This window comes from Catenulispora sp. MAP12-49 (assembly GCF_041262705.1).
In the GTDB taxonomy this organism is placed as follows: Bacteria; Actinomycetota; Actinomycetes; order Streptomycetales; family Catenulisporaceae; genus Catenulispora.
On record NZ_JBGCCP010000009.1, the window covers coordinates 295,546 to 302,997 of the forward strand.

General features: G+C 68.7%; 6 protein-coding genes. 3 read left to right on the forward strand and 3 right to left on the reverse strand.

All coding sequences use genetic code 11. The annotated features are described in order from the left end of the window. Positions 1-8: 8 nt before the first annotated feature. On the reverse strand, positions 9-2,015 hold the full coding sequence (locus tag ABIA35_RS19595; RefSeq protein ID WP_370341388.1) for a glycosyl hydrolase family 18 protein: 2,007 nt from the start codon (positions 2,013-2,015) through the stop codon (positions 9-11). Positions 2,016-2,323: 308 nt separating this feature from the next. Between ABIA35_RS19595 and ABIA35_RS19600 the strand changes: the two genes are divergently transcribed. Both ABIA35_RS19600 and ABIA35_RS19605 read left to right on the forward strand, forming a co-directional pair. After that, positions 2,324-3,679, forward strand: a complete 1,356-nt coding sequence (locus ABIA35_RS19600) for a glycoside hydrolase family 18 protein (protein WP_370341389.1) — start codon at positions 2,324-2,326, stop codon at positions 3,677-3,679. 104 nt (positions 3,680-3,783) lie between these two features. Then, positions 3,784-4,719: an alpha/beta fold hydrolase gene (locus ABIA35_RS19605; RefSeq protein ID WP_370358818.1), complete on the forward strand. Its 936-nt coding sequence runs from the start codon at positions 3,784-3,786 to the stop codon at positions 4,717-4,719. A gap of 29 nt (positions 4,720-4,748) precedes the next feature. Here the strand turns inward: ABIA35_RS19605 and ABIA35_RS19610 are convergent, their stop codons facing one another. Both ABIA35_RS19610 and ABIA35_RS19615 read right to left on the reverse strand, forming a co-directional pair. Continuing rightward, positions 4,749-5,186, reverse strand: coding sequence for a hypothetical protein (locus tag ABIA35_RS19610; RefSeq protein ID WP_370341391.1), 438 nt, complete (start codon positions 5,184-5,186; stop codon positions 4,749-4,751). A gap of 16 nt (positions 5,187-5,202) precedes the next feature. Further along, positions 5,203-5,703 (reverse strand): pyridoxamine 5'-phosphate oxidase family protein, encoded by a 501-nt coding sequence (locus ABIA35_RS19615; RefSeq protein ID WP_370358819.1) that lies wholly within the window; start codon positions 5,701-5,703, stop codon positions 5,203-5,205. Between the two features lie 158 nt (positions 5,704-5,861). On the opposite strand from ABIA35_RS19615, the gene ABIA35_RS19620 reads away from it, so the two are divergent. Beyond that, positions 5,862-7,346 carry an alpha/beta hydrolase gene (locus ABIA35_RS19620; RefSeq protein WP_370358820.1) on the forward strand — a complete coding sequence of 495 codons (1,485 nt, stop codon included), beginning with the start codon at positions 5,862-5,864 and terminating at the stop codon, positions 7,344-7,346. Positions 7,347-7,452 lie beyond the last annotated feature (106 nt).

Genomic DNA, 7,452 nt, shown 5'->3' on the forward strand with positions numbered 1-7,452 from the left:
GCTAGACATCAGCTGGTGCACACTCCACCGTCGGTCCACACCCCCTGCGAGTTGCTCCCGGGGGTGTCGCCCTGGGTCCACCACTTGGCGGTCCACTTGTGGGCCGGCGACCCGTACTGGACCACCGCTCCGCCGCTGTAGGCGTTGGTGGAGCTCCACACCGGCAGCGAGCAGGTGCCCGGGGGCGGCGGGGGCGGAGTGCTGGTGCCGCCGCTGCAGGCGCCGTTGTCCGTCCACACCCCCTGCGAGTTGTTGCCGGGGATGTCGCCCTGGGTCCACCACTTGGCGGTCCAGGTGTGGCCGTTGTACGACACCACCGCGCCGCCGCTGTAGGCGGTGCTCGCGCTCCAGGCCGCCGCGCCGCAGGTTCCGCCCGGGGCCGAGGACGACGAGGACGAGCTCGGCGAGGTCGGCGTGGTGGGCGGCGTCGAGGACGGCGTCGTCGGGGTGGTGGGCGGCGTGGTCGGCGACGAGGAGCTGGACGAGCCCGAGGTCGGCGGGCCGGTCGGGCAGGAGGCCGCCGAGCCGTTCACGTCGTTCACGGCGTCGTTGAACAGCGTGTTGGCGCTGTCCAGGTCGTACATCGAGAACATCATCATGCCGCCGAGGCCGTTGCAGTGCAGGTAGTCGGCCTTGGCCTGGATCGACTGCGCGTCCTCGCCGGACCAGAAGTTGGTTCCGTCGTAGAAGTACGCAGCCTCGGCCACCGGGTCCCAGTAGGTGTCAGCGGGGTTGTTCACGATCCCGTTGAGTTCCTTGTACATCTGGATGCCCGGCACGTTCCCGGAGTCCGCGGCGCCCGCCGCGGGGGCCGTGGCCGGTTGGAACAAGCCGTGGGCCGATCCGGCGGTCACCCCCGTCCAGCCCCGGTAGTAGAACGGGACGCCGACCGTGAGCTTGCTCGCTGGGAACCCGCCTGGAATCCCGTAGGCGGGATCCCCGACCGTGTACGCCTTGACCGCCTCATCGAGGTTGTACTTGGCGTTGCCCGGCGCGATCGGGTTCATCGGGTCGTTCGGGTCGCTGTAGATCGGCGACTGGTGGTTCGTCGGTCCGGTCGCGTCCCAACCGCCGTGCATGTCGTACGTCATCGCGTCGCCGAACGTCAGGATGTTCCCGATGTTCTGCGTCTCGATGCCGGCCGCGATCTTCTCCTGGCCCGAGGGCAGGGCGGCGGACAGTGCGTAGGTCTTTCCGTCAGCTGACCCCTGAGCGTTCAGCTCGGTACGGAATTCCTGCAGCAGCGCCGTGTAGTTGGCCTTGTCCGCGGCGGACTCGTGGTTGCCGAGGTGTCCGGCGGTGGATGCCGGATACTCCCAGTCGATGTCGAATCCGTCGAAGATGCCAGCCGCCGTGCCCGCGCCGCCGTAGCCGCCGGACGCCGGGATGTTGCCCTTGATGAACATGTCGATGCAGCTGGACACGAACTTCTGCCGCGAGGCCGAGGTGGCGGCCACGTCGGAGAAGTACTTGGAGTAGGTCCATCCGCCGATCGACAGCAGAACCTTGAGATTCGGGTTCTTCTTCTTCAGCTCCTGAAGCTGGTGGAAGTTGCCGGCGATGGGCTGGTTGTAGACGTCCGAGGTCCCGTCGACGCTGATCGTGGAGTCGTAGGACTTCTGGTAGTCGGCGAACTGGTCCTCGGCGCCGTCACCGGCGTTCGGGTCGTTCTCCCCGGCCGGGTCCGGGTCCGTGGCCTTGGTGGTCTCGAAACACGTGAGGTTGGTCGGGTCGATGTTCTCGAAGTCGTAGATCAGGTAGTTGAGCTTATTGGCCGCACCACTTGAGTCCACGTTCTTGAGGTAGTAAGCGTTCTGATAGATGGACCACTGGTCGAAGTAGGCCACCTTCAGACCGCCGGAGGTCGCAGCGGCCCCCGTGGTGTTGGTCTGCTGCGTGGCGGCGTGAGTGGTGGGACTCGCGCCGATGGCCGCGGTGGCACCCGCGACGATGACCGCGGAGGCGAGCACCGCGGTCAGGGCTGATCTGTATTTGTTGCTTCGTGACGCTCTCATTCGTTACGCACGCTCCTGTGGCGGGAGGGAAACCGTTCGGGAAAGAAACTGCGCATGGAGCTGATCCGGAGAGCGGCGCCGCAATAAACGGATCGGGTCGTAGGGAAGAAGTACCGCCGTCCTCGGGGACTGTCAAGGGTGAGGTCTAGACCAAGGTCTAGACCTACTGGCGTAGACCATGGTCATCCCGCTGCAGGTCAGCGAATAGCAAAGAAGGCGTTACGAGGACTTGACCGCGGGGTCGGCGACGAGGAGCATGGCGCTCGCCATCGCTGGTCTAGACATCTGAGCATCGTTCGAGGAGCATCATGAACCGCCCCTCCCAGCACCACCGGCACCGCCGCGTCGCCTTAGCCGCGACCGCGGTCCTGAGCCTGGCGATCGTCCCGGTCGCCGCCGCCTCGCCCGCCCTGGCCAACCCCGGCGCCACCGCCACGGCGGCGTCTTCGGGCAACAGCAACGGAAAGGTCTCGGTCGGCTACTTCACCCAGTGGGGGATCTACTCGGGGTTCTACGAGAAGAACCTGATCACCTCCGGCGCGGTGAACAAGCTCACTGAGATCGACTACGCGTTCTCCAACATCGCCGCCGACGGAACCTGCGCCAGCGCCGACTCCTGGGCCGACTGGCAGAAGCCGGTCGACGCCGCGGACTCGGTGGACGGCACCGCCGACACCGGCGCGCAGGCCATCGCCGGGAACTTCAACCAGCTGCGCGAGCTGAAGAAGGCCTACCCGAAGCTGAAGATCGTGATGTCGATCGGCGGCTGGTCGGAGTCCACCAACTTCTCCGCCGCCGCGGCCACCCCGGCCTCGCGGGCGAAGTTCGCGCAGTCCTGCATCGACATGTACATCAAGGGCAACCTGCCCGGCGCCGCACCAGGAGCGGCCGCCGGGATCTTCGACGGCCTGGCCATCGACTGGGAGTACCCGGACGAGGTCGGCAACGGCAACCCGCACGGACCGCAGGACACGCACAACTTCACCCTGCTGTTGCAGGAACTGCGCAGCCAGCTGAACGCTCAGGGTTCAGCTGACCGCAAGCACTACCTGCTCACCGCCGACACCCCGTCCGGCCCGGAGAAGGTCTCGCACATCGAGGTCGGCCCGGTGTCCCGGATCGTGGACTGGATGAACGTGATGACGTTCGACTTCAACGGCCCCTGGGAGACCACCGGCCCGACGGAGTCCCAGTCCAACCTGTTCCCCTCCCCCTTCGACCCGGCCCCGCGCCCCACCCCGGGCAACCCGTACCCGGACAACGGCGAGATCTCGACCGTCGAGGTCGTGGCCAACTACCTCAGGCAGGGCGCCAGCCCCGACAAGATCGCCATCTCGATCCCGTTCTACGCGCACGGCTGGACCGGCGTCGCGCCGGGCCCGAAGGGCGACGGCGAGTTCCAGCCGGCGACCGGCGTGGCGGCGGACGTCGACTACAACCAGATCGCGGCGCAGCCCGGAACGGTCTACCACGACCCGATCTCCGGCGCCGCCTACAAGTACGACCCGGTGGGCAAGACCTTCTGGACCTTCGACGACCCGCAGAGCATCACCGAGAAGGTCTGGTTCATCAAGGCCCTGGGACTGCGCGGCGACATGACCTGGTCGCTGGACGGCGACACCGCCGACGGCCAACTGGTGAACGCCTTCGGCCTGGCCAAGTGAGGCAGGTCACACCCTCGCCGGCCTGATCGGCGGGAACGAACGGCCCGGGTGGCTCCTCTTCAGCTCGACAGCATCCACCGCAGTCGAACCCGGAGGAGCCACCCGTGACCGTCATCCCGTTGCCCGCACTCGATGAGGACACTCATCGCATCACGCACCGCTATGTGACCGCCCGCGGCGCCCGCTTCCACGTAGCCGAAGCAGGACCGGCAGACGGCCCGCCTGTGGTGCTGCTGCACGGTTTCCCGCAGCACTGGTACGTCTGGCGGCACGTCCTGCCGCAGCTCGCCGCCACCCACCGCGTGCTGGCCCTGGACCTGCGCGGATGCGGCTGGTCGGAGGCCCCGAAGCACGGCTACAGCACCGACAGCCTGGCCGAGGACGTGATCGCCGTGCTGGACGCGCTGGGGATCGGCAGCGGCAGCGGCAGCAGTACCGGCACCGGCACCGGCACCGGCACCGAACAAGCGGCGATCGTCGGCCACGACTGGGGCGGCTGGGTCGGCTTCGTCGCGGCACTGAAGCATCCGGAGCGCGTCAGGGCCCTGGTCTCGGTGAACATGACGCACGTGTGGCCGGTGCACCGCAGGGTGCTGCCGAACCTGTGGCGCATGTGGCACACGGCGTTCATCGAGCACCCGCCGCTGGGCCGCCTGGTCCTGCGGCACACCGGATTCGCGGCCTTCCTGCTCCGCCACTGGTCGGCCGACCCGACCCTGTGGGACCGCGAGGACCTGCGGGTCTACACCGACCTGCTGCGCGCCCCGGGCCGGGCGCGGGCCGTGGAGCAGGTGAACGCGGCCTACGTGTGGCGCGAGATCTTCGGGCACCCGCTGGGGCGGTACCGCAAGGCGCGGCTGAGCGTGCCGACGCTGATCATCGGCGGCGAGCGCGACGTGGTGATCCCGCCGGCGGTGCTGGAGGGCGGGGAGCGGCACGCGGACGAGCTGTCGGTGGTGGTGCTGCCCGGCGGCGGGCATCTGCTGCCCGAGGAGCAGCCGGGGGCGGTGGCGGAGCAACTGCTGCGCTTCCTCGGCTGAGCGGCGGGCTTGGCGGGAAAAGCTTCTCGTCACATCTCGCAGTCGCGGGCGTGCCGGTCCCAGTCGATGGCGGCGAGCTGCGCCCTGGCGCCGTCGCTGAAGGGCAGCGTGAGCTCGTCCTGGTGCCAGACGACGACCAGCATGGACATCCGCCAGGCGTCATCGTGCGGATCGACCACCGGCGCGCTCTCGAAGAGCCCGACACACTCGATCGGCGGCAGCCGCTCCTCCGGCTCGCCGCCGAATCCGGTGTCGATGAGCTCGGGCAGGGTTCGCGTCGGCGGCACGAGGTGGAAGCCCATGTGCGGATAGCGCTCGGTGAGGCGGCGCTCGAGCCGTCCCAGCCGGCGGTTGTTGAGGCTGGGGACCGGGACGCCTTCCAGCAGGCCGCCGTAGGTCGAGCTCACTTCCAGGTGGGTGAGGTCGATCCTGCGGCCGCCGGCGAGGCGGAGGTTTGTCAGGGCCATGCGGGCAGCGTAGCCCTCAGGCCCCCTGGCGCTCCGCCCGCTGCTTCACCAGCTCCTCGACCGCGCTCGGCAGCGTGGTCTCGAAGTCGATCAGCTTCGCCCAGGTCGGCGTGATGACGATGCGCACCATCCCGTCGTGGTACAGCGAGCGGACCTCGGCCTCCCACTCGACGCGCTGCTCCGGCGTCATGCCGTAGGTGCCGTTCATCCGCAGGTACTCCTCCGGGATGCCGTCGACCTCGTCGAGCTCGGCGCGGCCGCGGATCAGCAGGATCTTCGGCGGGTGCACCTCGGTGTCGATGGTCAGGGCGACCTGCGGATTGTGGCGCAGGGCGGGCAGCTTGGGGGCGTTCTTGGTGGTGCACAGGATGATCTGCGAGCCGTTCCAGGTGAAGGCGATCGGGATGCTGCGCGGGGTGCCGTCCTTGGCGACGTAGGCCAGGCGGGTCAGGTCCCGGGCCAGCAGCTCCTGGCTGGTCGGGTTGGTCAGGATCTCGGTGATCTGGTGCTGCTCCATGGTTTCCGCTCCTGTGTGTAGCTCGGATGTCACCCCTGGGACGGAGCCGGTCGGTCGTTCTCGACACGTCCGGCTCCCCCGATCGAGGGAGATTTTCGGCGGCGCCCTTCACTCCGCCGGGCGATCCTTTAACGATCTCCGGCTCCTATCGTGGGGCCATGATCCATAGCAAAGCCCTGCGTACGGCGTTCATCGGCGTGTCGTGTCTGGCGATGATCGGCGTGGAGGGGCCCAGCGCGCACGCGGCCCCACCCGTGAACTGGCAGGTCTGCGACTGGTACGCGCATCCGACGCCCGGCGGTACCGACTGGAGCAAGTACCCGGTGACGTACTGCGCCGACATCACCGTCCCGATGGACTGGTACGACCCGTCGAAGGGCACGATCAGTATCCGCGTCACCAAGGTGCCCAGTACCGGCGACTCGGCACGGCGCGGCATCCTGATGGTCGACCCCGGCGGCCCCGGCAGCGACGGCTCCACGCTGGCGACGAAGACCGCGAAGTCCGAGCCGTCGTTGCTCTCCGCCTACGACATCATCGGCTTCGCCCCGCGCGGCGTCGCGCCCTCGACCGCGCTGGACTGCGGCATCGACTGGTCGAAGTACACCCCCGTGGCCGACGAGCGCGACCGCTCCCCCGCGAACACCGCGCTGCAACTCGCCGACGCGCGCCTGGTCGGCCAGAGCTGCGGCGCGGCGCCGCTGGCCCCGTACATCACCACCGACCAGACGATCCGCGACATGGACTTCATCCGCGCGCTCCTGGGCGAGCCGAAGGTCAACTACCTCGGGTTCTCGTACGGCACGTGGCTCGGCGCCTGGTACGCCGCGACGTTCCCATCCCGCACCGACCGCTTCGTCCTGGACTCGAACATGGACTGGCGCGCCACCATCAAGGACGACTACGTCGACGCCTGGGCCCGCGGCTTCGCCCGCCGCTTCGAGGTCCAGTTCCTGCCCTGGCTGGCCCGCCATGACGACCTCTACGGCTTCGGCACCACCGCGCAGCAGGCCCAGGCCTCCTTCGACGCGCTGCGCACCGCGGTGGCGGCTCAGGGCCGCGGCAGCTCGCTGGACCTGTTGCAGGCGCAGGCGCTGTACAACGCGGACGGCTGGCCGCAATGGGCCGGTGTTCTCAAGGCCCTGCAAGCTGACCCGGCTCAGGCCACGAAGCTGCTACCGGCGGTGCGGGTCCCGACCGGCAAGGCGGACAGCGGCGCGTACTGGGCCGTGACGTGCGCGGACACGCCGTGGTCGCACGATCCCGCGTCCTGGGTGGCCGAGGGCGACGTGCTCGGTGCGGCTTATCCGCTGGTGGGTGCGGAGTCCACCGAGGAGCCGTGCGCGTTCTACCCCCACACCTCGCAGCATCCCGCGCACCCCGGCGCGGACAATCTGCCCCGCATGCTGATGGTGCAGGACCAGTACGACCCGGCGACCCCGATCGAGGGCGCGCTGGAGGACGCGCGGGAATCGGATCAGGCGATGGTGTTCGTACGGGACGGCGGCAACCACATCGCCTACGACACGGGCAACGCGTGCGTGGACGCACATGTGAACGACTACCTGCTGCACGGCGGCGCCCCGACATCAGCGGTCTGCGAAGCGATGCCCCTGCCGCTGGACGACAAGGTCTACCCCTAGCCCCGATGCCGCTAGTGCAGCGCCGCGTTGATTCTTCGGGGGTTTGATCAGGCTGTCGGTTCGCCGAGGTAGAGCCCGGCAGCGCAGTCGAGGGCGGCTTCCGGGG